Annotated in this window: 21 protein-coding genes; 14 read left to right on the forward strand and 7 right to left on the reverse strand. The window is 73.3% G+C overall.

Translation table 11 applies throughout. The annotated features are described in order from the left end of the window. The first annotated feature begins 39 nt into the window (after positions 1-39). From gcvP to ACIBEJ_RS04290, 3 genes are all read left to right on the forward strand, one after another. Positions 40-2,868, forward strand: a complete 2,829-nt coding sequence (gene gcvP, locus ACIBEJ_RS04280; protein WP_397181140.1) for an aminomethyl-transferring glycine dehydrogenase — start codon at positions 40-42, stop codon at positions 2,866-2,868. A 183-nt stretch (positions 2,869-3,051) separates the two neighbouring features. Next, positions 3,052-4,206: an esterase-like activity of phytase family protein gene (locus ACIBEJ_RS04285; protein ID WP_397181141.1), complete on the forward strand. Its 1,155-nt coding sequence runs from the start codon at positions 3,052-3,054 to the stop codon at positions 4,204-4,206. 375 nt (positions 4,207-4,581) lie between these two features. Further along, on the forward strand, positions 4,582-5,379 hold the full coding sequence (locus tag ACIBEJ_RS04290; RefSeq protein WP_397181142.1) for a tetratricopeptide repeat protein: 798 nt from the start codon (positions 4,582-4,584) through the stop codon (positions 5,377-5,379). A gap of 79 nt (positions 5,380-5,458) precedes the next feature. Here the strand turns inward: ACIBEJ_RS04290 and ACIBEJ_RS04295 are convergent, their stop codons facing one another. Further along, positions 5,459-5,809, reverse strand: coding sequence for a hypothetical protein (locus tag ACIBEJ_RS04295; RefSeq protein WP_397181143.1), 351 nt, complete (start codon positions 5,807-5,809; stop codon positions 5,459-5,461). An 83-nt stretch (positions 5,810-5,892) separates the two neighbouring features. On the opposite strand from ACIBEJ_RS04295, the gene ACIBEJ_RS04300 reads away from it, so the two are divergent. Continuing rightward, entirely contained in the window at positions 5,893-6,483 is a 591-nt protein-coding gene (locus ACIBEJ_RS04300; RefSeq protein WP_397181144.1) for an alpha/beta family hydrolase, read from the forward strand. Position 6,484: 1 nt separating this feature from the next. Here the strand turns inward: ACIBEJ_RS04300 and ACIBEJ_RS04305 are convergent, their stop codons facing one another. Together ACIBEJ_RS04305 and ACIBEJ_RS04310 are read right to left on the reverse strand one after the other, a co-directional pair. Next, entirely contained in the window at positions 6,485-6,676 is a 192-nt protein-coding gene (locus ACIBEJ_RS04305; RefSeq protein ID WP_184963175.1) for a DUF5999 family protein, read from the reverse strand. 213 nt (positions 6,677-6,889) lie between these two features. After that, positions 6,890-7,450: a TetR/AcrR family transcriptional regulator C-terminal domain-containing protein gene (locus ACIBEJ_RS04310; RefSeq protein WP_397181145.1), complete on the reverse strand. Its 561-nt coding sequence runs from the start codon at positions 7,448-7,450 to the stop codon at positions 6,890-6,892. Positions 7,451-7,556: 106 nt separating this feature from the next. On the opposite strand from ACIBEJ_RS04310, the gene ACIBEJ_RS04315 reads away from it, so the two are divergent. Continuing rightward, positions 7,557-7,955 (forward strand): hypothetical protein, encoded by a 399-nt coding sequence (locus ACIBEJ_RS04315; RefSeq protein ID WP_397181146.1) that lies wholly within the window; start codon positions 7,557-7,559, stop codon positions 7,953-7,955. An 18-nt stretch (positions 7,956-7,973) separates the two neighbouring features. Here the strand turns inward: ACIBEJ_RS04315 and ACIBEJ_RS04320 are convergent, their stop codons facing one another. Both ACIBEJ_RS04320 and ACIBEJ_RS04325 read right to left on the reverse strand, forming a co-directional pair. Beyond that, positions 7,974-9,038, reverse strand: a complete 1,065-nt coding sequence (locus ACIBEJ_RS04320) for a P1 family peptidase (RefSeq protein ID WP_397181147.1) — start codon at positions 9,036-9,038, stop codon at positions 7,974-7,976. A 265-nt stretch (positions 9,039-9,303) separates the two neighbouring features. Continuing rightward, entirely contained in the window at positions 9,304-10,725 is a 1,422-nt protein-coding gene (locus tag ACIBEJ_RS04325; RefSeq protein ID WP_397181148.1) for a hypothetical protein, read from the reverse strand. A 100-nt stretch (positions 10,726-10,825) separates the two neighbouring features. On the opposite strand from ACIBEJ_RS04325, the gene ACIBEJ_RS04330 reads away from it, so the two are divergent. Beyond that, entirely contained in the window at positions 10,826-11,320 is a 495-nt protein-coding gene (locus ACIBEJ_RS04330; RefSeq protein ID WP_397181149.1) for a MarR family winged helix-turn-helix transcriptional regulator, read from the forward strand. Then, positions 11,317-12,219: a DMT family transporter gene (locus tag ACIBEJ_RS04335; protein WP_397181150.1), complete on the forward strand. Its 903-nt coding sequence runs from the start codon at positions 11,317-11,319 to the stop codon at positions 12,217-12,219. The genes ACIBEJ_RS04330 and ACIBEJ_RS04335 overlap by 4 nt, the downstream gene beginning before the upstream one ends. On the opposite strand, the gene ACIBEJ_RS04340 is transcribed toward ACIBEJ_RS04335, so the two are convergent. After that, positions 12,216-12,419 carry a cold-shock protein gene (locus tag ACIBEJ_RS04340; RefSeq protein WP_397181151.1) on the reverse strand — a complete coding sequence of 68 codons (204 nt, stop codon included), beginning with the start codon at positions 12,417-12,419 and terminating at the stop codon, positions 12,216-12,218. The genes ACIBEJ_RS04335 and ACIBEJ_RS04340 overlap by 4 nt on opposite strands. A 220-nt stretch (positions 12,420-12,639) precedes the next feature. On the opposite strand from ACIBEJ_RS04340, the gene ACIBEJ_RS04345 reads away from it, so the two are divergent. Next, positions 12,640-15,360: a LuxR C-terminal-related transcriptional regulator gene (locus tag ACIBEJ_RS04345; RefSeq protein ID WP_397181152.1), complete on the forward strand. Its 2,721-nt coding sequence runs from the start codon at positions 12,640-12,642 to the stop codon at positions 15,358-15,360. A gap of 1 nt (position 15,361) precedes the next feature. Here the strand turns inward: ACIBEJ_RS04345 and ACIBEJ_RS04350 are convergent, their stop codons facing one another. Further along, a complete protein-coding gene (locus tag ACIBEJ_RS04350) occupies positions 15,362-17,083 on the reverse strand; it encodes a PucR family transcriptional regulator (RefSeq protein WP_397181153.1) in 1,722 nt (573 codons plus the stop codon). 120 nt (positions 17,084-17,203) lie between these two features. On the opposite strand from ACIBEJ_RS04350, the gene ACIBEJ_RS04355 reads away from it, so the two are divergent. The 6 genes from ACIBEJ_RS04355 (at position 17,204) to ACIBEJ_RS04380 (ending at position 24,403) form a co-directional block, all read left to right on the forward strand. After that, a complete protein-coding gene (locus ACIBEJ_RS04355) occupies positions 17,204-18,304 on the forward strand; it encodes a serine hydrolase domain-containing protein (protein WP_397181154.1) in 1,101 nt (366 codons plus the stop codon). A 66-nt stretch (positions 18,305-18,370) separates the two neighbouring features. Next, positions 18,371-19,240, forward strand: coding sequence for a hypothetical protein (locus tag ACIBEJ_RS04360; protein WP_397181155.1), 870 nt, complete (start codon positions 18,371-18,373; stop codon positions 19,238-19,240). A gap of 1 nt (position 19,241) precedes the next feature. Continuing rightward, on the forward strand, positions 19,242-20,984 hold the full coding sequence (locus ACIBEJ_RS04365) for a peptidoglycan-binding protein (RefSeq protein ID WP_397181156.1): 1,743 nt from the start codon (positions 19,242-19,244) through the stop codon (positions 20,982-20,984). Further along, entirely contained in the window at positions 20,977-21,654 is a 678-nt protein-coding gene (locus tag ACIBEJ_RS04370) for an ABC transporter ATP-binding protein (protein ID WP_397181157.1), read from the forward strand. Before ACIBEJ_RS04365 ends, ACIBEJ_RS04370 begins: the two co-directional genes overlap by 8 nt. Beyond that, positions 21,641-22,819 carry an ABC transporter permease gene (locus tag ACIBEJ_RS04375; RefSeq protein ID WP_397181158.1) on the forward strand — a complete coding sequence of 393 codons (1,179 nt, stop codon included), beginning with the start codon at positions 21,641-21,643 and terminating at the stop codon, positions 22,817-22,819. Before ACIBEJ_RS04370 ends, ACIBEJ_RS04375 begins: the two co-directional genes overlap by 14 nt. Before the next feature lie 156 nt (positions 22,820-22,975). Continuing rightward, positions 22,976-24,403: an amino acid permease gene (locus ACIBEJ_RS04380; protein WP_397181159.1), complete on the forward strand. Its 1,428-nt coding sequence runs from the start codon at positions 22,976-22,978 to the stop codon at positions 24,401-24,403. The last annotated feature ends 107 nt before the right edge of the window (positions 24,404-24,510 follow it).

Raw genomic sequence — 24,510 nt, forward strand, 5'->3', positions numbered from 1 at the left:
CCCCGGCGCCGGTCTCCATCGCCTCGGGAGGGCACCCTCATGACCGACCTGACAGCACCTCCGTTCTCCACCCGCCACATCGGGCCCTCGGCCGACGAGCAGCAGCGGATGCTGGAGACCGTCGGCTTCGAGTCGGTCGCCGACCTGGTCGCGGTGGCGGTCCCCGAGGCCATCAGGGCCAAGGACCGGCTCCGGCTGCCCGCCGCGGCGAGCGAGAGCGAGGTCATCGCCGAGCTGCGCGAGCTGGCCGGCCGCAACCGGGTGCTCACCTCGATGATCGGCCTGGGCTACCACGACACGATCACGCCCGCGGTGATCCGCCGCAACCTGCTGGAGAACCCCGGCTGGTACACCGCCTACACGCCCTACCAGCCCGAGATCTCCCAGGGCCGCCTCGAGGCGCTGCTCAACTTCCAGACGGTGGTCTCCGACCTCACGGGCCTCGACGTCGCCGGCGCCTCCCTCCTCGACGAGGGTACGGCCGCCGCCGAGGCGATGACCCTGGCCCGCCGGGCCGGCAAGTCCAAGAGCAACGTGTTCGTCGTCGACGCCGACGCCCTCCCGCAGACCAAGGCCGTGCTGGCCACCCGCGCCGAGCCGCTCGGCATCGAGCTGGTGGAGTCCCCGCTCGACGGCGAACTGCCCGAGTGCTTCGGCGTGCTGGTGCAGTACCCGGGCGCCTCGGGCCGGGTTCGCGACTTCCGCGCCGTGGCCGAGCGCGCGCACGCCGCCGGCGCCCTCGTGGTCGCCGCCGCCGACCTGCTGGCCCTCACGCTCATCGCCGCGCCGGGCTCGCTCGGGGCCGACATCGCGATCGGCTCCTCCCAGCGCTTCGGCGTGCCGTTCGGGTTCGGCGGGCCGCACGCCGCGTACATGTCGGTGCGGGAGGGGCTGCAGCGGCAGATGCCCGGCCGCCTGGTCGGGGTCTCGGTCGACGCCGACGGCGACGCCGCCTACCGGCTGGCCCTGCAGACCCGCGAGCAGCACATCCGCCGCGAGAAGGCCACCTCCAACATCTGCACCGCGCAGGTGCTGCTGGCCGTCATCGCCGGCATGTACGCCGTCTACCACGGGCCCGAGGGGCTGCGGCGCATCGCCCGGCGCGCCCACGCCCACGCCGTGACGCTGGCCGAGGTGCTGCGCGCGGGCCGGGTCGAGGTCGTCCACGGCGAGTTCTTCGACACCGTGACCGCCCGCGTGCCCGGCAGGGCCGCGCAGGTGGTCGCCGAGGCCGCCGCCCGGGGCGTCAACCTCTGGCAGGCCGACGCCGACCACGTCTCGGTCTCCTGCGACGAGAAGACCGAACTGGCCCACCTGGAGCGGGTCGCCGCCGCCTTCGGCGTCTCCGTGGAGCTGAGCGACCTGGCCGGCGAGGACGCGCTGCCCGCCGCCCTCGCCCGCGAGGACGACTACCTGTCCCACCCGGTCTTCCACAGCCACCGCTCCGAGACGGCCATGCTGCGCTACCTGCGCAGGCTGCAGGACAAGGACATCGCCCTCGACCGCTCGATGATCCCGCTGGGCTCGTGCACGATGAAGCTCAACGCGACCACCGAGATGGAGCCGATCACCTGGCCCGAGTTCGCCGGCGTCCACCCCTACGCCCCCGCCGAGCAGACCGAGGGCTACCTGGAGCTGATCGGCACGCTGGAGTCCTGGCTGGCCGAGGTGACCGGCTACGACGCCGTCTCCATCCAGCCCAACGCCGGCTCCCAGGGCGAGTTCGCCGGCCTGCTGGCCATCCGCGCCTACCACCAGGCCAACGGCGAGGCCGGCCGCGAGGTCTGCCTCATCCCGTCCTCCGCCCACGGCACCAACGCCGCCAGCGCCGTCATGGCGGGCATGCGCGTCGTCGTGGTCGCCTGCGACGACGAGGGCAACATCGACCTGCCCGACCTCGACGCCAAGATCGCCAAGCACCGCGACGCGCTGGCCGCGATCATGGTCACCTACCCGTCCACCCACGGCGTGTACGAGGAGACCATCACCGAGATCTGCGCCAAGGTCCACGAGGCCGGCGGCCAGGTCTACGTCGACGGCGCCAACCTCAACGCGCTCGTCGGCCTGGCCAAGCCCGGCGAGTTCGGCGCCGACGTCTCCCACCTCAACCTGCACAAGACCTTCTGCATCCCGCACGGCGGCGGCGGCCCCGGCGTGGGCCCCGTGGCCGTCCGCGCGCACCTGGCCGCCTACCTGCCCGGTCACGCGCTGCGTCCCGGCTCGCCGGTCGGTCCGGTCTCCGCCGCCCCGTACGGCTCGGCCGGCATCCTGCCCATCTCCTGGGCCTACATCAGGATGATGGGCGGCGAGGGCCTCAAGGCGGCCACCGAGCAGGCCATCCTGTCGGCCAACTACCTGGCCCGCCGCCTGGCGCCGCACTACCCGGTCCTCTACACCGGCCGCGGCGGCCTGGTCGCCCACGAGTGCATCATCGACCTGCGCCAGATCACCAAGGAGACCGGCGTCACCGTCGACGACGTGGCCAAGCGCCTCATCGACTACGGCTTCCACGCGCCCACGATGTCCTTCCCGGTGGCCGGCACGCTGATGATCGAGCCGACGGAGAGCGAGGACCTGGCCGAGCTTGACCGCTTCGCCGACGCCATGGCCGCCATCCGGGGCGAGATCGCCAAGGTGGCCTCCGGCGCGTACGACAAGGCCGACAACCCGCTGCGCAACGCCCCGCACACCGCCGAGGCCGTCACCTCCGACACCTGGGCCCACCCCTACACCAGGGCCGAGGCCGCCTACCCGGTCAGCTCGCTGCGCGACGGCAAGTACTGGGTGCCGGTGCGCCGCATCGACCAGGCCTACGGGGACCGCAACCTCGTCTGCGCCTGCCCGCCGCTGGAGGCGTACGAGGACTGACCTCGACTGAAGGCCCCGGGAAGCGCTTTGTGCCTTCCCGGGGCCTTCGGCGTTCCAGGGCCGGGAGCCGTCGGTAAAGGCTGGCGCGGTCCCGGCATGTCCTCATGACTTTCCTCTTGATCCACGCTCTCATGTGCTTGCCCAGGCCCCTGACGGGCCCGATTCCAAGCCGTGGAGCTGTGAATGATCCTTCTGGGAAGATCGGTGAAGGCCGCCCTGGCGCTGGCGCTGGCGGCCGGCGCGCACCTCGTCGTGGCCCCGCCGTCGAGCGCCGCCGCCCCGGAGCAGGGGCTCAGAATCACCCGTTTTCTCGGCGAGCAGCGCCTCCCGCACCGGATGGAGTTCGAGGGCACGGTCGTCGGCGGACTGTCCGGCATCGACCGCGACCCGCGCACCGGCACCTGGTACTTCATCTCCGACGACCGCTGGCGCTACAACCCCGCCCGCTTCTACACCGGCGCCCTCGACATCGACCGGCGCACCGGCGCGTTCACCGGGGTGCGGCTGACCGGCGCCACCACGCTGCTGAGCCCGGACGGCACCCCCTATCCCGGGTACGGCAAGCCCGGCTCGGCCGACCCGGAGACCATCCGCTTCGACCGGTGGACCCGCCGCCTGCTGTGGGGCGACGAGGGCGACCGGCCGGACGAGCGCGACCCCGGCATCCCGGTCTCCGACATGGCCGTGCGCTGGGCCGGTCGCGACGGCCGGCACCTGGGCGCGCTGCCGCTGCCCCGCAACCTGAGGCTCACCACGACCACGAGCGGGCCGCGGCGCAACGCCGGGTTCGAGGGGCTGACGTTCGCCCCGCGCACGATCGCCGCGATCGTGGAGGGCGCCCGCCACGAGGACGGCGAGCCGCCCACGGCCGAGTCCGGCGCCCCGGCCAGGATCACCGTGTGGGGCCGCGACGGCCGGCTGCGCGGGCAGTACGTCTACCCGGTCGACCCGCTGCCCGCCGCCCCCGTCCCGCCCGATGGCGCCGCCGACAGCGGCGTGTCGGAGATCCTCGCCCTGGACGACCACCGCTACCTGGCCCTGGAGCGCTCCTGGATCGAGGGCGTGGACTACAAGGTCAAGCTCTACGAGATCGACCTGCGCCGCGCCACCGACGTCCGGAACCGCGACAGCCTGGCGAACGGCCGCCCCTACCGGCCCGTCTCCAAGCGCCTGGTCATGGACCTGGAGAACGTCAGGGCGCCCGTCCAGAACCTGGAGAGCCTGGCCTTCGGCCCGCGCCTGGCCACCGGCGAGTGCACCGTGGTGATCGGCAGCGACGACAACTTCGACCAGGGGGAGGTCACGCAGTTCCTGGCGTTCGGCGCCCGGGGCTGCTGACGCCCCGCACCGGCCGGGCCCCTCACGCGCCGGCGTGGCCGGGTCGGCCTTGCCGCCGATCACCAGGATCGGACCGGAGCCCGTGGCGCCGATCCGGGTGGCCTCCGGGTCGCCCGGCACCGGTCGAGGCTGTCGCGGCACCTGATGGCCACGGCGCTGGTCCCACCCGGCGTGGCTGCGGTTCTCATGGCGTTCAGCGTGATCATCGGGGGTGCCGGCCACCAGTGGCGTATGTCATCGGCGGCGCTGGACGTTTGTCATGGGGCAGGCAACAAGAGCGTGTCCATCAGGGATAGATGAGGACAGGCCGAGTTGCGAGACGTGATCGCTCCGAGTCGTTAGGCTCGGGGCGATCAACGTTCAGAAGGAGCCTCCTTGACACCCCCAGACGTCGACGCGTCCCCGCTGGAACACGCCAGGAGGCTGGCCGAGGGCGGTGATCTCGACGCGGCGGCGGCGATCCTGTCCGAGCTGGCCGCCGACCCCGCGGGGCCCGACCGGGCGCAGGCCGCGGTGGGGCTGGCGGTCGTGCTGGAGCAGCGGGGCGACGCCGAGGGCGCGCGGGCCGCCGCCCGGGTGGCGCTGTCGACCGGCCATCCCGAGTACGGCGCGCAGGCCGCCTGCCACCTGGCCCAGGGCTTCGAACGCGAGAACCGGCCCGAGCAGGCCAGGGGCGCCTGGCAGGCGGTGCTCGGCATGGGCGCGCCGGAGTACGTGGCGCTGGCGCGGCTGGGGCTGGCCAGGCTGGCCGTACAGCAGGACGACCTGGAGACGGCGGAGGAGGAGCTGCGCGCGGCGCTCGGCGCGGGCGACCCGCACCTGGGCGCGCGGGCCGCGCAGCAGCTCGGCGACCTGCTGCTGCTCCAGGGTGAGCCGGGAGAGGCGGCGGACGTGCTCATGGCGGCGCTGCACGACGCGCCCGCCGCGGAGGTGGCCAGGCTGCGGGTGCAGCTCGGGATCGCCCACCTGGAGCTGGCGTGCGCGGAGTTCGCCGGGGCGGTGGAGGACGGCGACGAGCCGGGCACCAGCGCGCTGGCCATCGAGCTGCTGGCGCGCACGCTGCCGCTGCGCGGCCGGGCCGAGGACGCCGACCGCGTCTGGAGCTACGGCCTCAACCACGCCGACCCGGCACTGGCCGAGGAGGTACGGCTGCGCCTCGGCCGCGACGGCTGAGCGCCCCGCCTGCGGCAGAGCCCTCGTGCGCATGGCAGGACCGTCCCGCCCGCGGCGCCGGCGTCGTTGGCCGGGCGGGTCAGCGGCCGCGCATCACCGCGACGGCCGCCACGATGTTCACCACGATGATCATGAGCCAGACCATGCCGAGCCCGGCGGGACCGGCCGCGGAGCCGGCGATGGCCGTCAGCGGGATGCTGAGGCCGAGCGAGCCGAGCGCGATAGGGACCATCGTCGAGGTGTTCGACTTGTGCTGTTTGCCGGGCCGGGCGCCGTGGGCGTCGAGTTCGGCGCGCACCCGGGCGGCGATCGTGGCGTCCAGCCGCTCCACGAACGATTCCACCAGCGCCTGCTCGTATTCGGGACCGAGATCGCGCCGGGCGTCGAGAGTCGCCTGCAGCTCGTCGCGGAGAGGACGCATGTCTGCCATACGGTGATTGTCTCCTCCCGGCGGCACGCCGTCATCCGACCTGAGAGCCAGGTCCCGCCTCCTCCCCGAGTACGGTTGGCGGCATGGAGATCACCACTGCGCGCGGCCCGGCGCGGGTCGACCTCGACGAGGTCAGGCGGCCGAAGCTGCTGCTGGTGCTGACGCACGGCTCGGCGGGCACGGTGGACGCGCCCGACCTGCTGGCGGTGCGCGGGCAGGCGCTGGAAGCGGGCGTCAGCGTGGCCAGGGTGACGCAGCCGTTCCGGCTGGCGGGGGCCAGGGCGCCGGGCTCGCCGGAACGCCAGGACGAGGCGTGGGAGGTCGTGCTGGCGGAGCTGGTCGCGCGTTTTCCCGGGCTGCCGCTGGTGCAGGGCGGGCGGAGCAACGGGGCCCGGGTGGCCTGCCGTACGGCGCGGCGGGTGGGCGCCGCGGCGGTGGTGGCGCTGGCGTTTCCGCTGCATCCGCCGGGCCGGCCGGAACGTTCCAGGGCGGAGGAGCTGCGCGCGGCGGGCGTCGACGTGCTCGTGATCAACGGGGACCGGGACCCCTTCGGGGTGCCGGACCCGGCAGACGCCGCTGAGCTGGTCGTCCTGCCGGGGGAGGGACATGATCTGAAGAAGGACCCCGAGAGGGTGGGCGAGATCGTCGCCCGCTGGATCGTACGTTACGCCTAGGTTAGGCGGCGCCCACGGCGGGGCGGTGCGGTGCGATGACGATGCCGCCGGGCAGGAGCTCCCCGGTGTCCTCGAACAGGACGACGCCGTTGCAGAGAAGGCTCCACCCCTGCTCGGGGTGACAGGCGAGGGTTCGCGCTGCCTCGCGGTCGGGCGCCTCGGCAGACGGGCAGACCGGGTCGTGCGGGCACATCGGCGTGCCTCCGATATCTCGTGGATGGCTCCCCTGGCGCACTGAGCGGACGGGGAGCGGCTCGGGCTTGTTCGGTTCTAGCAAGTGTGCGACGTGGGTCACACCATCCGACATAGCCCGTTCGGGCGGTTAGTGGAGGGTGCCCCGGGTGAGTCTGTGACCTACGACACAGCGTGTCTTATGCAGGATAACGGTCCAAGCGTGACACGCCGACTAAATTTGCAGTCCTTTGATGAGCGCGTCGAGCCCGCGCTCGAAGTCGGCGTCGGCCCGCTCGTCGCGCCGGGTCCAGGTGTCGACCTCCGGATCGGCCCAGCCGGACTGCTGCACCTCGACCGCGACGCTGCCGAAGACGAAGGCCCGCATGGTGCGCACGGCCTCGGCGGCGGCGGGCAGGCCGGCGTCGGCGAGCTGGTCGGTCTGCTCCTTGATCGACAGGGTCGTGGCGCCCTTGGGCGGCCTGGTCAGGGCCAGCGCGAGCACGCCGGGGTGGTCGCGCAGCGCCTCGCGCCCCGCCCTGCACCACGCCCTGGCCGTCTCCTGCCAGCTCGGGCCCGCCTCGACCTGGACGGCGGTGACGTGCTCGGCCAGGGCGTCCATCAGCGCGTCCTTGCCGCGGGGCAGGTGGTGGTAGATGGCCATGGCCTCCACCTCCAGCGCGTCGCCCAGGCGGCGCATGGTCAGCCGGCGCAGGCCCTGGCTGTCGGCGATGTGGAGCGCGGCGTCGATGATGCGCTCGCGGGACAGGGGCACGGGCGGTCGCTTCGCGGGCATGTAAGAAATCTACTATGTAAAGGCGCCCGGGCGGGTCCGATTACGGCCGGTGTCCCGCGACGGCGTACGCTACGCCTGATACGCAGCGTTGAGAAAGGCAGAGTCGATGGCGTTTTTCCGTCCCCGGGTGAGCCGCGAGGCCGAGGTGCGCTACCACGCGGACATCGAGATCTCCAAGACCTTCCCCGACCTGCTGGCCAAGGCCCGCGAGGCCGAGCTGACCGTGCGGGAGCTGCGCGCCGCCGACGCCGACGACATCGAGCTGCTGGCCGCGGGCCGGGTCTTCGACAAGGCCCTGACCGAGGCGCTGCGCGGCGCGGAGGCGGGCCAGCGGGCCACCTTCGGCGTCAAGGCCTACGACGACCGCATCGCCCGCCGTAAGGCCAAGGCCACGCCCGCCGGGGCCGAGTGGAGCGCCGAGGTGGAGCGGCTGCGCACCCTGCGCGAGGAGAACCGGATGTGGGGCATGCCGCGCGTGCCGCGCCCGGTGCCCGCCACGTTCTGACCGCTCCCGGCGGCGGCTTCAGCGGTTGAGCAGTTCGGTGAGGCGGTCGAGCGGGAGGGCGGGGGAGCGGTGGCCGTCGCGGCCGATGCTCTCCCGCGCACCGGTCAGCGCGTTGAGCACCGCCTCCTCCACCGCCTCGACCACGGCCGTGTAGAAGGGGTCCATGCGGCCCCACGGCACGAACCGCAGCGTCTCGTACGCGTCTCCCGCCGCGAACCCGCTGGTCAGCGCCCCCTCGTTGGCCGTGGAGAAGGCCAGGAAAATGTCGCCGGAGAAGTGGCTGCCGGTGGTGCCGGTCCTGGCCAGGCCCATCGGGACCCGGCGCGCCAGCGCCTTGCACTGGCCGGGCAGCAGCGGCGCGTCCGTGGCCACCACGACGATCACCGATCCGGCGCCCGCCCGTGCCCGCGCGTGCTCCTCCATGGGGTTGTCGTCGAGCAGTTCGGGGCCGACGCGTACCCCTGCCACGGTCAGCTCGCCGCGCCTGCCGAAGTTGGCCTGGACGAACGCGCCCACCGTGTAGGTGTCGGCGGCGTGCTCGACCAGGCGGGAGGCGGTGCCGGAGCCGCCCTTGAAGCCATAGCAGTTCATGCCGGTGCCGCCGCCGACGTTGCCCTCGGCGATCGGGCCGCCGGCCGCCGCGTCGATGGCCTGGCCGGCGTGCTCGGGGCGGACGTGGGGGCCGTTGATGTCGTTGAGGTAGCCGTCCCAGGTCTCGGCGACCACCGGCAGCAGCCATTCGGCGCCGAGCGCGGGGTGGGTGGCGACGACCCAGTCGATGACGCCGCGGTGGACGGTGCCGACGGCGTGGGTGTTGGTGATCGTGACGGGCAGCGTCAGCGCGCCGCTCTCCTCGATCCACGTCACGCCGGTCATCTCGCCGTTGCCGTTGAGCGAGTGGACGCCCGCCGCGCACGGCACGCCGACGTCCTCGCGGCCTCTGGGCAGGATGGCGGTGACCCCGGTATGGGCCGCGCCCTCGGTCAGCGTCACGTAGCCGACCTGGACGCCGGGGACGTCGGTGATGGCGTTGGCGGGGCCTGGGCGGCCCTGCAGGGCGATGGGAAGCTCTCGAGCGCGCACCCCGCCATCCTACGGACGGACGATCACCGGGAGAACAGGGGGCGATCCGGTTGTCGGCCATCTTCAGCGCCGCGCCGACGGCCGCGTGCGTGTCGAGGAAGCGGCAGACGCCCAGGCGCCCGCCGAACAGCACGCCGGGGCGCGGGCGTCGTGGCCGAACCGCTGCTCGGGATACGGGCTACGGATGTACGTCTGGCGGGAGAGCGCCGAGATCACCCCGGCGGCGCAACCACCTGTTACGCCACCGGAGGGGAGAACTGATCACCTAGCGCACGGCGCCGGACCTGGTCAGGAGGTCCTCGTACCAGGCGGCGCCGGGATGGTCGGTCGCCGGGTAGCTGGCCAGGGGCGTGGTCGCGTTGCCGGTCGAGTTAAAGCCCCAGCCGCGTACCAGCCGTCCCGCCTGGCGGGAGGCGGTGATGAACCCGGAGGCGCTCGCGGGCGCGGCGTAGAACAGCGCGTCCTGCTGCAGTTCCGCGCTGTTGCCCTGCTGGAACTCGGTGAAGGCGGTCTGCTGGAAGCGGATGCGCGCGCCGGTGTGCCGGTCGGTGTCGATCCGCAGGGTCTGGGCCGGGGTGGGGCCGTCGGCGCCGGTCCAGACGCGGACGCGGGCGGTGCCGCTGGCCGAGGTGGTCTTGTCGTAGCGGGCGTCGGCGGTCCTGGCGTTGCCGCTCCAGGTCACCGACCTGGCGGCCCCGTCGAGCACGCCGTTCCACGTCCAGTTCTGGTCGTTGCTCTGGCTGCGGTGGATCTCGCGCAGCCGGGTGCCCGCCGGGTCGGTGAACCGGACCGTCGGCAGGACGCCGTTGTCGTAGCGGCGCGAGGCCGACCAGGTGATCTCGCCGTCGGCGGCCAGACGGCCGACGCGGTACCACAGCGTGGTCGCGCTCTGCGACTGGTGGACCTCGACCAGGTCTCCGTTGTCGTTCAGGGCGACGGCGGGGGTCACGCCGCTGTCGTAGCGGCCGTGGCGCAGCCAGGTGACGCGGCCGTCGGCGCCGTACACGCCGGACCAGTACCACAGGTCGCCCGAACCCGAGTCGTGCACCTCGACGACCTGCCCGCGGCCGTTGATCGCCACGGCCGGGTTGTGGCCGACGTCGCGCTTGTACAGGGTCCTGGTCCTGCCGTCGCCGGACAGCACCGGGAGCACCCGGCCGCGCAGGGCGTCGACGGTCGGCGGCTGCGCCGGGTAGTCCCTGGCCTGCAGCAGCCGCGGGCCGAAGACGGAGGTGAGCTCGTCGTTGAGCGCGGCCAGGTTGCCCGCGCCGTAGGAGGTGTTGTCGGTGAGGTCGTCCTTGATGTCCAGGCCGACGACGATCGGGGCGGCCTCCGGGTGCCGCGCGGACCAGTCGTCGATCACTTCGAGCCAGTCGCGCAGGTTGTTCGAGCCGGGGTTGCCCGCCTGGTGGTCCACCTCGCCGCCGGGGGAGTCGTGGCCGACGGCGTAGTCGCGGGAGGTGGTGTAGCCGTTGTCGTGGATGTCGAGTTCGACGAAGCGTACGCCGCGGTCGAGCTGGGCGGGGATCGAGCCCCTGGCGCCGGCTATGTCGCCGGAGTAGCTGTTGTGCGTGGCGCGGAAGATCGCCGAGGTCAACGGCTGGTCGGCCGTGGCGTGGGCGGGCCCGCCGTACAGGAGGGGGGCGGCGAGGGCGGTCAGGGCCAGCACGATGCGTGGTCGGGGCATCCGGGGGTCCTCACGTCGGGGGCCTCCAGCCAATACGATCTTCGGCCCGCGGCCAACCCCGGACTTTATATGACTGACTCAGTCAGCTATTATGGATGGCATGGACGACAGATCTGCGAACCTCGTCAGCGCTCTGGTCGTCGGCCTCGCCGACGAGCTGGAGGAGGCCACGCGGCGCGTCACCGCCCACGGCGCCACCGCCGCCTCGGCCCTGGCCACGATCCTGGCCGTGCCGGGTGAGCACGTCGACGCGCTCAGCAAGGTGCTCGGCATCACCGGCTCAGGAACCGTGCGCCTGGTCGACCGGCTGGCCGCCGAGGGCCTGGTCGAACGCCGTCCCGGACGGGACCGGCGCAGCGTGTCGCTGTGGCTGACCGAGCGCGGCGCCGAGACGGCCGAGGCGATCGTGGCCGAGCGGCGGGCCGTCCTGCGCGGCGCGCTCACCGGCGAGCAGGGACACGCGCTGGCCGAACTCGCCGAGCAGGTGCTGGGTGCCCTCGCGGTGAGCCGCGAACGCGCCGACCGCATCTGCCGCCTGTGCGACTACACGGCCTGCCCGCAGGACCGCTGCCCCGTGGAAAGGTCGGTCTCGTGAGCCGGGCGCTCCTGATCACCGCCGCCGTGGGGTGGGGCGCCGCCACGACCGCGACCGAGTACGCCCTGGGCGGCTTCGGCCCGCTCACCCTGCTGGTCGTCAAGCTCGCCGCCGCGACCGCGGTGCTCTGGACGGTGCTCATGGCGCGCGGCGGGCCGGGGCCCGCGCCCGGTCAGTGGCGCTTCGCGCTGCTCGGGCTGTTCGAGCCCGCGCTCGCCTACGGCGGGCTCACGCTCGGGCTGAGCTTCACCACGGCCACGAACGCCTCGCTGCTCGGCGCGACCGAGTCGGCGTTCGTGCTGGTGCTGGCGGCGATGTTCCTGAAGGAGCGCATCCGGGGCAGGGCCGTGCTCGGCCTCGTGCTGGCGCTCCTCGGCGTTCTGGTGCTGGACGGCGGCGGCCTCGGCGGGTTCAACCCCGGCGACCTGATCGTGCTCGGCGGCTCGCTGGCCGCGGCCGTCTATGTGACGCTGGCCGCCAAGACGGCTCCGGGCGTGGACGCGCTGACGATGACGACCTACCAGTTCACCTACGCCACGGTGATCGTGGCGCCGCTGGCGCTCTGGCCGTGGGTGAGCGGGCACGAGCCGCCGCCCACCGGCGTGGCCCTGCCGTACTGGCTGGCCGCGATCTTCGTGGGCGGGGTCTGCTTCGCGCTCGGCTTCGTGCTCTACAACCACGCGATCAGGCACATCCCCGCGGGTACGGCCGGCGTCATCCTCAACATGGTCCCGGTGATCGGCGTCCTGACGGCCGTGGCGTTGCTGGGCGAGACGCCGACCGCCTGGCACGTGGCCGGGGCGGCGCTGGTCGTCGCCGGCATCATGCTCTTCCCCGTGAAAAAGGAGGAGGCCCGCACCCGAAGGATGCGAGCCCCGGTCCTCACCCGAGCGGACTAGGCGGGGACGATGTTCTCCGCCTGCGGGCCCTTCTGGCCCTGGGCGATGTCGAACGACACCTTCTGGCCCTCGCGCAGCTCGCGGTAACCGCCCTGCGAGACGATCTGCGAGTAGTGCGCGAAGACGTCGGGGCCGCCCTCGTGCTCGATGAAGCCGAAGCCCTTGTCCGAGTTGAACCACTTGACGGTGCCGACGGCCATGCTGATCTCCTATTTGACAGGTGTGCAGAACCGGGACCCGTGCGGATCCCGCGTTGCCGCGAAGCGCCCCTCCGGAGATGACCGGTAACAAAAAACGCACCTGAACGATCACATCGCCAGGTGCGCCAAGTCTGAATGGGATACCACAACTGCAACTGCCGACGACTCTACCAGCCTCCGGGAGCGCGCGCGGACTCCGGCGCGCTGCCAGGATTGGAACATGTCCGAGCTGGTGCAACTGCGAGGGAGAGAGCCGGAGGCGGGCGCGGTCGCGGGCCTGCTGGCCGGGGCGCGGCGCGGTGAGAGCGCCGCGCTGGTGCTGCGCGGCGAGCCCGGGATCGGCAAGACGGCGCTGCTCGGCCACGCCGCGTCCCTGGCGGACGGGCTGCGGGTGCTCCGCGGCACCGGGGCCGAGTCCGAGGCCGAACTGGCCTTCTCCGGACTGCAACTCCTGCTGCGCCCGGCCCTCGGCCACCTGACCGCCCTGCCCGCCGCGCAGCGGGCCGCGCTGGAGTCGGCCTGCGGGCTCGGCTCCGGCGTCGGCGCCGACCCGATGCTGGTCGGGCTCGCGGTGCTGTCGCTGCTCACCGAGCAGGCCGGACAGGACGGGCTGCTCTGCCTGGTCGACGACGCGCAGTGGCTCGACCGGGCCTCCCGGGACGCGCTGCTGTTCGCCGCCCGGCGGCTGCGGGCCGAGGGCGTGGTCATGGTGTTCGCGGCGCGCGACGGCGAGGGCTCGTTCCTCGCGCCCGGGATCCCCGAACTGCGGCTCTCCGGGCTGCCGCCCGAGGCCGCCGCGGCGCTGCTGGACCGCCACCCGCTGCCGCCCGCGCTGCGCTTCCGCCTGCTGGCCGAGGCGCGGGGCAACCCGCTCGCGCTGCTGGAGCTGCCGCTCGCGCCCGGCGGCGAGACGGCCGGGTTCGCGCCGGGGGCGCTGCCGCTGACCAGCCGCCTCCAGCTCGCCTTCCACGGCCAGGTCAGCAGGATGCCCGCCGCGTCGCAGACCCTGCTGCTGGTCGCCGCGGCCGACGAGGCCGGCGACCTGACCGCGATCCTGCGCGCCGCCGAGAGCCTCGGGGCGGGCGTGGACGACCTGCTCCCCGCCGAACAGGCCGAGCTCATCGTGCGCGGCGGGCCGGACGACGGCCTGCGCTTCCGCCACCCCCTGATCCGCGCCGCCGTCTACCAGCGGGCGCCGCTCGGCCGGCGGCTGGCCGTACACCGTGCGCTGGCGGCGGTGCTCGACGGGCCCGAGCACGCCGACCGCAGGGCCTGGCACCTCGCCGCCGCGGCCACCGGGCCCGACCGGCAGGCCGCCGACGCGCTGGAACTCGCCGCCGCCCGCGCCCGCGAGCGCAGCGGGTACGAGGCCGCCGCGGCCGCCTACGAGCGGGCGGCCCGGCTGAGCCCCGAGCCCGAGGCGCGGGCCCGCCGCGAGGCCCTGGCCGCCGAGGCCGCCCTGGAGACCGGCGACCTGGAACGAGCCGGTGAGCTGGGCCGCCGCGCGGCGGCGCGGGCCGGGGCGACGCCGGCCGTACAGGCGCGGCTGGCGCACGTGCGGGCGCTCGCCGACTTCTGGAAGGGGTCCTACCCGGCCGCCCACCGCGGCCTGCTCGACGGCGCCGCGCTGGCCGGAGACTCCGGCCAGGCCGCGCAGATGCTGATCCAGGCCGTGCACACCTCCTGGTACCTGGGCGAGACGCAGCTCGCGGCGACCCTCGAACGCCTGGCCGCCCTGCCGCAGGCCGAGGACGACCCCCTGGCGCCGGTGACCGGGTTCCTCGTCCGCCTGCTGGAGACGGGCCGGCCCGGGCCGCCGCCGTCGCTGGGCGCGACCCTCGACGCGGTACGCGCCCTCGGCCAGGTTCCCGACCAGGCGCTGATGATCCTGTGCGGCGCGGCGCTGGCCCGCGGCCAGGACGCCGACGCCTACCAGCTCGCCGGCGCCCTCGCGGCCGGGCACCGGGCCCGCGGCGGCGCCGGTCGGCTGCCGACCGTGCTGTTCTTCATGGCCGAGGGCGAGGTCTTCACCGGCCGCCACCTGGACGCCCTCACCACCGCGACCGAGGCGCTCGGCCTGGCCCGCGACACCGGCCAGCGGCAGTGGGTCAGCCAGTTCAACAGTGTGCTGGCCTACCTCGACGCGGCCAGGGGAGACGAGCAGGCGTGCGAACGGCACGCCGAGGCCGGGCTGGCGGGGGCCGAGGCAGGGATGATCTCACCGGGGGCGCCGTGGGCCTACTGGTCGCTCGGCCTGCTCGACCTGGGGCTCGGCCGCGCGGAGTCGGCCCTGACCAGGTTCGAGCGCCTGGCCCGCGAGCCGATGCGCCACCACATCTGCGCCACGCGTTCCACGCCGGACCTGGTCGAGTCCGCGGTGCGGGTCGGGGCCCACGAGCGTGCCGCCGAGCCGCTGGCCCGCTTCGAACGCTGGGCCGAAGCGGTCCGCCGGCCGTGGGCCGACGCGCTGGTGCTGCGCTGCCGGGGCCTGCTGGGCGCCGACGACCAGGCCGAGCAGGCGTACACGGAGGCGCTGAAGCTCCACGACCAGGACAGCCGCCCCCTCGAATACGCCAGGACCGCGCTGCTGTACGGCGAGTGGCTGCGCAGGGCCCGCCGCAAGGCCGAGGCCCGCGGCCTGCTGACCGGCGCGCTGGAGGTCTTCGACCGGCTCGGCATGACGCCGTGGGCCGAGCGCGCCCGCGGCGAGCTCACCGCGACCGGCGCGGCCGAGCGGGGGTCGCGCGCGGGCGAGGGCGCGGCGTCCGCGCTCACCCCCCAGGAGCTGCAGATCGTACGGCTGGCCGCCCAGGGCCTGTCCAACCGGGACATCGCCGCCCAGCTCTTCCTCAGCCACCGCACGGTCGGCTTCCACCTGTACAAGGCCTATCCCAAGCTCGGCGTCGCCTCCCGCGGCGAGCTCAGGGACCTGGAGCTGTGAGTCAGCGGCCGAGCCGCAACCGCAGCCACAGCACCAGCCGCTCGTCGGGGTCGGCGAGGTCGAACCCGAAGATCTCCGCGGCGCGGGAGAGGCGGTAGCGGATCGTGTTCGGGTGCACCGACAGGCGCTGGGAGGCGGCGGCGACGTCGCCGTCGGCCTCCAGGTAGGCGAGCAGGGTGGCGGCGTAGGTGGTGCCGTGCTCCAGGTCGTGGGCGCGTACCTGGGGGCCGAGCCTGCGTGGCGGCGCGTCGGGGGCGGACAGGACCTCGGCCAGCGCCGACAGCGTCGCGCCCGCCCACATCTCCTCGATCGTGGCCACCCGGCAGGGGCCGTGCTCGCCCGGCCGGTCGGCGAGGGCGCGCAGGACGAGGTCGGCGTCGGCCCGCGAGCCCGCGATGGCGCGCGGCCCTTCGGCGGGGGAGCCGAGCCCGGCGTGAACCGGCACCCGCAGCGCCACGTGCGCCCGCCTGGCGATGTCGGCGACCAGCTCGCGCCGCGCCTTCTGTGCAGATCCGCCCGATGGGTGCGCCTTCTGTGCGGATCCGCCCGGCACGTGTGTCTTCTGCGGGGATCCGCCCGGCAAAGGGGCGCGCTGCGTTTTGTGCGCGGATCCGCTCGGCGGGGGCGTTTTCTGGGGTGGGCCGTCTGGTAGCAGGGCGTAGACGGTGCCGTCGATCAGTGCGCAGGCGTGCCTGCCGTAGCGGGCCTCGCAGTGCAGGCTCACCAGGTCGGCCAGCCGGGTGGTCGCGTGCGCGGCCAGGACGTCGCCGGCCCCGTCCGAGGCTACGGCGAAGGCGGCCACCGCGACCGGCAGGTCCGGGTCCAGGCCGAGCTGCGGGGCCACCGCGGCGGCGGCGCCCGGGTCGGCCAGCAGCAGCCGCCGCAGGAGCTCGGCGTGCCCGCGCCGGACGGCGCCCGCCGCGGTACGCGCGGCCAGCAGGTGCAGCGAGACGATGTCGGCCACGTCGGACAGCGCCTGCTCCGCGGCCGAGTCGAGACGGTCGTCGACCACCCAGACCGAGCCCAGCTCCTCACCGCCCGCCCGGACCGCGACGCCGAGCCGGGGCAGCCCGCCGTGAACGGCCGGGAACCGGCAGGTGCGCCCCGCCCTGACCAGCTCGCGGTACTGCTCGTCGTACTCCGGTCCCTCGGGCACCTGCAGACCCAGGATGCCCTGGCGGCGGCCCTCGTCGATGGCCTGGCCCGGCAGCGTCGAGTACGCCAGGATGCGCCGGTGCCGATCCTCGATCACGGTGGCGCCGCCCGCCATCCCGGCGATCGCGTCGGCCAGCGCGAACAGGTCGCCCGCCCCGGGCGTCCCCGCAGCCGTTTCGAAACGTGCGGGGGAAGCCAGCGCGGAGGAGATCAGCGCGTCCAGATGGTGCCAGGCCACGGACTCGTCGGCGGTCAGCAGCACGATCCCCGACCGCCGCGCCGCCTCCGCCAGCTCGGCGACCGGCTCGCCGAAGCTCTTCACCACCAGGCAGGAGTAGCCGAGCCCGGCCGCCGCCTCCACCAGTTCCCTCGCCGCCGCCCCGGCCGTGTCCACGCCGACGGCCAGCAGGATCGCGTCCCTGACCGGTGGGAGCGGGGCCCGCGGCTCGAAGACGAGCACGCCGGAGACCGGCACCGGCCGGTCGGGCGGGCCGGTCAGCGGCCGCAGCGGCGACGGGCCCAGCGCCTCCAGCACGTGGGCGAGATCGGGTGCCCCGTTGTCGATCATGGTCACCTCTTTGGCCGGCCGTACAAAAGCCGCGCGGAATGTCTGGACGGGCGTCGCATGCGCGCGGCCAGGACCCTCGCGACGCTTTCAGCATGCAGCAGTATCGTCGAAGGAGATCTCATGCGCGCTGCTCTGACGGCCCTGGCGGTCACGGCCTGCCTGGTGGCGGCGCCCGGCGCGGCGTCGGCGGCGCCGCGCTGCGACACCGCGCCCATCAGGACCGCGATGAAGGCCCTCGACCGGATCGGCGTGGGCATCGCGGTGACCGTGAAGAGCCCGCGCTGCGGCGTGTGGTCGGGCGGCGTGGGCCTGGCCGACCGCAGGACGGGCCGCAAGGTCACGGGGAACGAGCACAGCCGCATCGGCAGCGACACCAAGGCCTGGACGGCCACGGTCGTGCTGCAGCTCGCGGGTGAGGGCAGGCTCACGCTGGACGACACCGTCGAGGACCATCTGCCCGGCCTCGTCCGCACCCGGCACTACGACGGCCGCGAGATCACGATCCGCGCGCTCCTGCGGCACACCAGCGGCCTGCCCGACTACCTGGCCGCGCCGTTCTGGAAGGACGAGGAGGAACACCGCTGGGACCACATCGAGCCCCTGCGGACGGTCAGGCAGGCCCTGCGACTGCCCCCGCCGGAACGCACGCCGTCGGGCTTCGCCTACTCCAACACCAACTTCAACCTGGCCGGGCTGATCGTCGCCAAGGTCACCGGCCGCGACATCGGCACCGAGATCAGGCGGCGCATCATCGAGCCCCTCGGGCTGCGCGACACCGTCTGGCCCGGTGACCGGACCACGCTTCCCAAGCCCGACCTGCGGGGGTATGTGAAGCGCGGCGGCAAGACGGTGGACCGGACCGAATGGAACACCTCCGAGGCCGACGCGTCGGGCGCGCTGATCTCCACCGGCGCCGACACCACCGCCTTCTGGACGGCGCTGATGACCGGCAGGCTGCTGGCCCCGGCCCAGCTCGCCGAGATGAAGGAGACCGTCGTGGACGACCTCGGCCAGGACTACGGCCTGGGCGTCGAGGGGTACCGGCACGCACCCGGCCTGGTCACGTGGGGGCACAGCGGGAGCATGCCGAGCGGGCACAAGTTCAGGAACGCCGTCACCGACGACGGGCGGCGGGCGGTGACGCTGCTGATCGGGTCGGACGTGTTCGACTCGGGAAAGGTCGAGTCGATCATCGGCGCGCTCATCCGCGACCTGCGCTGACCGGGCGGCCGGGGCTTCAGGCGCGTTCAGGTTCTCTTCAGCTCGCACTGCCGACAGTGAAGCCCTATGACCCACTCCCGAGTGCCGCTCATCATCGTCGCGGCCCTGCTGGCGGCCGTCGCCGGATGCTCTTCCTCCGGTGGCACCGAGGCGGCCGCCACGCCCTCCGCCGACCAGGCCGGCAAGCACCGCCAGAACCAGGCGCAGCTCGCCACCTGCATGAAGGGCAAAGGCTTCACCTACCACCCGATCGTGTCCATGCCGGAGCTGCCCGACGCCATCAAGCAGGAAATGTCCGGCGACTACCAAGGAATGCGGAAATATCGCGAAAAATATGGGTTTGGGTTTGCTGCCTCGTTTGTCTACCCCAACGACGGCGTGGGCCGGATGGCCCGGCGGATGGCCGAAGGCGACGAAGGCGACGACCCCAACGCGAAGGTCATCTCCGGCCTGCCGAAGGCGCAGCGGGAGGCGTACTTCGACGCGATGGGCGCCTGCTCGCTGGAAATGATCAACAAGGTCACCGGCAAGAACCTGAAGTCGATGGAGGAGGCGTCCAAGGCCCAGAGCGAGATGATGAAGCAGATCATCGGCCGCGAGATCGACGGTGACCCCAAGCTCGTGGAGATGGCGAGCACGTTCGCCGACTGCCTCAAGGGCAAGGGATACCGGGTCGCCTCGCAACGTCCCTCGGAGATCGTGCGCAGCACCGAGGAACCGTTCATGAAGGAGTTCACGCAGCTCGGCCCGGGAGGTGAGAACGTCACCGCGGACGAGGCCAGGCCCCTGCTGCGGCGTGAGATCAAGGCGGCGCTGGAGGACCTGGAGTGCGGCAAGGACTTCTACGCCGTCTACCGTCCCAAGGCCAACGCGGTCTACGAGAGCGCCCAGCTCCTGCCCGGCGTCGGCATGATGATGACCACGGTAGCGAACTAGCGTGCGCAGATCACGAGTGCTCGCCCTCGTCGTGGCGGGCGTGCTGGTCATCGCCGCGGCGGGCTGGGTGGTCGGCTCCCGGCTGCGCTCACCGGCCGACGAGGCCGCCGCCCGCCGCGCGCCCAAACCCTCCCTGGTCACCGCGCCGGTCGAGCGCCGCAAGCTCACCAGCACCGTGACCGTCAGCGGCACCCTCACGTACGGCTCGCCGCTTCCGGTCACATTGGCCGGAATGGTCGGCGGGAACACGGCGAGCGGCGCGGCGGGCGGCCCGAACGGCGCCGCCCAACGCGTCACCACCGCCCCCAAACCCGGCCCCATCCGCGCCGGCCAGACGCTGATGCAGGTCAACGGCCGCCCGGTCTTCGCGCTGCAGGGCAAGAAGCCGATGTATCGCCCGCTGGTGCCGGGCACCGAAGGCGAGGACGTCAAGCAGCTCCAACGTGCCCTGCGGGTGCGGGCCGGCGGCGTCTTCGACGCGGCCACCGTCGCCGCGGTCAAACGCTGGTACGCCAAGCGCGGCTACAAGGCGCAGGAACCCGACCTGGAGGCGCGCAAGAGCCTGCAGCAACTGCGCCAGGCCGTGCAGACCGCGCAGGAGACCCTGGCCACCGACCGCAAGGCGCTGGACGAGGGCCTGGACGTGCGCCCGCTGCGGCTGCGCCACGACAACGCCCGCAAGGACCTGAACTCCGCCAAGAGGGCGCTGGCCGAGGCGCCGCAGGTCACGCCGGAGCAGGAGACCCAGCTCGCCGCGCTGCGCCGTGCCGTACGGACCGCCGAGGAGGCGGTGCTCGCGGCCGAGCAGGCGCTGGCCGAGGCCAGGAAACCGGCCCCCGCGCCGACCACGACCCCGGCCCCGACGCCCACCGCGGTGGACACCAGCCTGCTGGAGATGAAGCTGGCCAACGCCCGGCAGGACCTGGACGAGGCCCACCAGGCGGTCGCCGCGTACGAGGACCAGGTCCGCACCGACCGCGACCGGCGGCTGGAGGAGCTGCGCAAGGCGGTGCGCACCGCCAAGGAGGCCGAGGCCACCGCCGCCCAGGCGCTGAACCGGGCCAGGAAGGTCTCGCCGCTGCGGGCCAAGGTCGCCCACAGCGTCGCGAACCTGGCCGACGCCAGGACCCTGCTGGCCGAGTTCCGCAAGACCTACGGCGTCAGCGTCCCGGCCGGTGAGATCGTCTTCCTGCCGAAGCTGCCGGCCCGCGTCGACAAGGCCGAGGTCAAGCCGGGCGACACCATCGAGGGCAAGGTCGCCACCGTGACCGGCTCGGCCTTCGCGGTCACCGGATCGGTCGACGCCAAGGAGGCCAAGCTGCTGCGCGCCGGCCAGGACGCCTCGATGGAGACCATGGACGGAACCCAGCTCCCCGCCACGCTCAGCGCGGTCGGCGAGGAGGCCAAGGCCGGCGCCGACAAGCCCAAGGACGAGGAGGACACGGGCTCGGTGCCCGTCCTGCTCACGCCCGGCACGGCCAAGCGGCTCAAGCCGCTGGTCGGCTCGCCCATGACCGTGCGGATCTCGGTCGGCACGACCGACGGCGAGGTGCTGGCCGTGCCCGTGGCCGCCGTTATCACCTCCGCCGACGGCCGGCCCCGGGTCAGGGTGGCCCTGGACGGCGACCGATCCCGCGAGGTCGAGGTACGGACCGGCCTGACCGCCGACGGCGCGGTGAAGGTCACCCCCGTGCGCGCGGGCGAGCTCAAGGAGGGCGACCGGGTCGTGGTGAGCGATGCCTGAGCCCGTCATCGAGCTGACCGATGTCAGCAGGGAGTTCCCCTCCGACCCGCCGGTACGCGCCCTGGCCGGGGTGAACCTGCGCGTCGAGCAGGGCGACTACGTGGCCATCGCCGGGCCGTCGGGCTCCGGCAAGTCGACGCTGCTCAACATCCTCGGCCTGCTCGACCGGCCGACCGCCGGCACGTACCGGCTGGACGGGGTGGAGACCACCGCGCTGCGCGACGGCGGGCGGACCCGGCTGCGCGGCACCCGCATCGGCTTCGTGTTCCAGTCCTTCCACCTGCTGTCGCACCGCACGGTCGTGGAGAACGTGATGCTCGCCGAGGTGTACGGCCCGCACCCCCGCGCCGGCCGCCGCACCCGCGCGGAACAGGCACTGGAGCAGGTGGGCATGAGTCATCGCCTCGCCTTCCCGCCCGACCGGCTCTCCGGCGGCGAACGCCAGCGCGTGGCCATCGCCCGCGCCCTGATGGCCAGGCCCGCCCTGCTGCTGTGCGACGAGCCGACCGGCAACCTCGACAGCCGCAACACCGGGGCCATCCTCGACCTGTTCGACGGCCTGCGCGCCGACGGCCTGACCATCCTGGTGATCACGCACGAGGACGAGGTGGGCGCCAGGGCCGAACGCCGGGTCAGGATCGCGGACGGGGTGCTCAGTGAAACTCCGTGACCTGTGGAACGAGTCGCTGGCCGGGATGCTCGCCCGCCCGGTGCGCTCGGCCCTGACCACGCTCGGCACCGTCCTCGGCATCGCCACGCTGGTGGTCACGCTGGGCATCGCCGCCACCGCGGGCAACCAGATCGTCGGCCGCTTCGACGAGCTGCTGGCCACCAGCGTCACCGTCGAGGTGCCGCGCGGCGGGCACCACCCCCTGGTCTCCTGGGCGGCCGCCGGGGAGCTGAACCGGCTGCGCGGCGTCACCTCGGCCACCGCGCTGGCGCAGAGCGACCAGAGCTCCAACCTCGTCGTGACGGCCAACAACCTGCTCGACCCCACCCGGGTGTCCGGCCAGACCCTCGCGGTCGTCGCGGCCACCCCCGACCTGCCGCGTACCACCCTGGGCCGGATGACGGCCGGGCGCTTCTACGACGGCGGCCACGTCACCCGCCGCGATCGCGTCGTCGTGCTGGGTGAGCAGGCCGCCGCCATGCTCGGCATCACGAGCCTGGAGCACGCGCCCGCGGTGTTCATCAAGGACCGCGCCTACACCGTGATCGGCGTCATCGGCGGCCTGCGGCGCGAGCAGATCCTGGCCAGCGCCGTCCTGGTCCCGCCCACGCTCGGGCCCGACATCGGGCTCAAGGACGTCACCCGCGTCCTGGTCGCCACCCAGCTCGGCGCCGCCGAGCTGATCGCCCGCCAGGCGCCGCTCGCGCTCAGCCCCAACCGCAGCGCGGAACTGCAGGTGATCGCGCCGCAGAGCCCGAAACGGGCGCGCGACGGCGCCCAGGACGACGTCAACGGCCTCTTCCTCATCCTCGGCCTGGTCTCCCTGGTCGTGGGCGCGGTCGGCATCGCCAACGTCACGCTGGTCACCGTCATGGAACGCGTCGCCGAGATCGGCCTGCGCCGCGCCCTGGGCGCCGCCCGCCGCCACATCGCCGCCCAGTTCCTCATGGAATCCAGCCTGATCGGCCTGACCGGCGGGGTGATCGGGGCCAGCCTGGGGATGGTGGCCGTGGTCGCGGTGGCCGCCGTCCGCCAGTGGACCCCGGTGCTGGACGTACGGCTGGCGCTGGCCGCGCCGGTGGCAGGAGCGCTGGTGGGGCTGCTGGCGGGCCTGTATCCGGCGCTGCGAGCGGCCCGCATGGAACCCGCCGACGCACTGCGCTGACCTCCCGGCAGGGCGGGCGTTCCGGGAAGGTGCCCGTTTCCGGTACGGCGGGCGTTTCGGGAAGGTGCCCGTTTCCGGTACGGCGGGCGGAGAAGCGGGTAGGTTCCAGGCACTCCCCTCACCGGCGGCGACGCCGTACACAGGGAGGCGAGACCGATGGCGGATCGGCATGCGTTCGGAGGCGGCTCCGGAGTGTTCCGGCGCAAGCCCGTGGAGCAGATCGCCAGTGAACACGAAGGAGAGCTGACCAGGGCGCTCGGCCTGTGGCAGCTCACCGCGATCGGCATCGGCGGCATCATCGGCGCGGGGATCTTCGCCCTCGCCGGCGCGGTCGCCAACCAGACCGCCGGTCCCGCGGTGCTCATCTCCTTCCTGCTCGCCGGCGTGGCCAGCGCGGCCGCGGCCTTCTCCTACGCGGAGTTCGCCGGGCTCATCCCGAAGGCGGGCTCCGCCTACACCTACGGCTACGCCGTCCTGGGGGAGCTGGCCGGCTGGTTCATCGGCTGGGACCTGCTGCTGGAGTACACGGCCATCGTCGCGGTCGTGGGAATCGGCATCTCCGGGTACTTCGGGTTCCTGGTCGGCAACCTCGGCCTGGAGCTGCCCGCGTGGATGCTGGGCGCGCCGGGCACCGGGCCGGGACGGGTCGTGGACCTGTTCGCGGTCGTGCTGTGCCTGCTGATCGCGTTCCTGCTCAACCTCGGCATCAAGGCCGCCGCCCGCTTCGAGACCTTCGTGGTCGTGGTGAAGGTGGCCGTCGTCCTGCTGGTGATCGTGGTCGGCTTCTTCTTCATCAACCCGGTCAACTACACGCCGTTCTTCCCCTTCGGGGTGGCCGGCGCGATCACCGGCGCGGCCACCGTGTTCTTCGCCGTCTTCGGCTACGACGCGATGAGCACGGCCGCCGAGGAGTCCAAGGACGCCCAGCGCCACATGCCCAAGGCGATCATCTACTCGCTGGCCATCTCGATGGTGCTGTACGTCCTGGCCACGCTGGTCCTGACCGGCATGCAGAACTACAAGGACATCGACCCCGAGAGCGGGTTCTCCTCGGCCTTCGCCGCGGTCGGGCTGTCCAAGCTGGCGGGCGTCATCGCGGCCGGGGCGATCATCGGCATCCTCACCGTCATGTTCACCTTCATGCTCGGCGTCACCCGCGTGTGGTTCGCGATGAGCAGGGACGGGCTGCTGCCGCGCTGGTTCGCCAAGGTCCACCCGGTGCGCCGGGTGCCCAGCCGCATCACCTGGATCGTCGGCGTGGTCTCCGCGCTCATCGCCGGGTTCCTGCCGATCCGCGAGGCGGCCGAGCTGACCAACATCGGCATCCTGCTGGCGTTCGTCGTGGTGTGCGTGGCCGTCATCGTCCTGCGCTACCGGCGGCCCGACCTGCCGCGCACGTTCCGCACGCCCGGCATGCCGTGGGTCCCGGCCATCGGCGTGCTGTTCTCGCTGTGGCTGATCACCTTCCTGAGCCCGGCGACCTGGCTGCGCTTCGCCATCTGGCTGGCGATCGGGCTGGTCATCTACTTCGGCTACAGCTACCGCCACTCCGCGCTGAACGGCCGGCGGACGCCTCCCGGCTGATCGTCAGGATTGGGCAAGGAACCGCACGACGCTGCTGGACGCGCTGCGCGAGCACCTCGGCCACACCGGGACGAAGAAGGGCTGCGAGGCGGCCACAACCGGCCGTG

The organism is Nonomuraea sp. NPDC050790 (genome assembly GCF_044456745.1).
Taxonomy (GTDB): Bacteria; Actinomycetota; Actinomycetes; order Streptosporangiales; family Streptosporangiaceae; genus Nonomuraea.